Annotated in this window: 1 rRNA gene; it reads right to left on the bottom strand. The window is 52.4% G+C overall.

Annotation, left to right across the window (positions count from 1 at the left end):
- Nucleotides 1–1354 (bottom strand): 23S ribosomal RNA (locus tag RAH41_RS22380); the annotation flags it as partial.

Raw genomic sequence — 1354 nt, 5'->3', positions numbered from 1 at the left:
CTGGGCCTATTCACTGCGGCTCATCAGGGCTATTCACCCTAATGAGCACCCCTTCTCCCGAAGTTACGGGGTCATTTTGCCGAGTTCCTTAACGAGAGTTCTCTCGCTCACCTTAGGATTCTCTCCTCGCCTACCTGTGTCGGTTTGCGGTACGGGCACCTTTTCCCTCGCTAGAGGCTTTTCTTGGCAGTGTGGAATCAGGAACTTCGGTACTAAATTTCCCTCGCCGTCACAGCTCAGCCTGTATGGTAACGGGATTTGCCTCGTTACCGGCCTAACTGCTTGGACGCGCTAATCCAGCAGCGCGCTTACCCTATCCTCCTGCGTCCCCCCATTGCTCAAACGGTAAAGAGGTGGTACAGGAATATCAACCTGTTGTCCATCGCCTACGCTTTTCAGCCTCGGCTTAGGTCCCGACTAACCCTGAGCGGACGAGCCTTCCTCAGGAAACCTTAGGCATTCGGTGGATGGGATTCTCACCCATCTTTCGCTACTCATACCGGCATTCTCACTTCTAAGCGCTCCACCAGTCCTTGCGGTCTGGCTTCAACGCCCTTAGAACGCTCTCCTACCACTGACATCGGAAGATGTCAATCCACAGCTTCGGTGATACGTTTAGCCCCGGTACATTTTCGGCGCGGAGTCACTCGACCAGTGAGCTATTACGCACTCTTTAAATGGTGGCTGCTTCTAAGCCAACATCCTGGTTGTCTAAGCAACTCCACATCCTTTTCCACTTAACGTATACTTTGGGACCTTAGCTGGTGGTCTGGGCTGTTTCCCTCTTGACTACGGATCTTATCACTCGCAGTCTGACTCCCATGGATAAGTCTTTGGCATTCGGAGTTTGTCTGAATTCGGTAACCCGATGGGGGCCCCTAGTCCAAACAGTGCTCTACCTCCAAGACTCTTACTACATGAGGCTAGCCCTAAAGCTATTTCGGAGAGAACCAGCTATCTCCAAGTTCGATTGGAATTTCTCCGCTACCCACACCTCATCCCCGCACTTTTCAACGTGCGTGGGTTCGGGCCTCCATCCAGTGTTACCTGGACTTCACCCTGGACATGGGTAGATCACCTGGTTTCGGGTCTACGACCACATACTCATTCGCCCTATTCAGACTCGCTTTCGCTGCGGCTCCGTCTTATCAACTTAACCTCGCATGTAATCGTAACTCGCCGGTTCATTCTACAAAAGGCACGCTATCACCCATTAACGGGCTCTAACTACTTGTAGGCACACGGTTTCAGGATCTCTTTCACTCCCCTTCCGGGGTGCTTTTCACCTTTCCCTCACGGTACTGGTTCACTATCGGTCACTAGGGAGTATTTAGCCTTGGGAGATGGTCCTCCC

The organism is Gottfriedia acidiceleris, assembly GCF_036421055.1.
GTDB lineage: Bacteria > Bacillota > Bacilli > Bacillales > Bacillaceae_G > Gottfriedia > Gottfriedia acidiceleris_C.
This window is presented reverse-complemented; position numbering and strand designations above follow the sequence as displayed.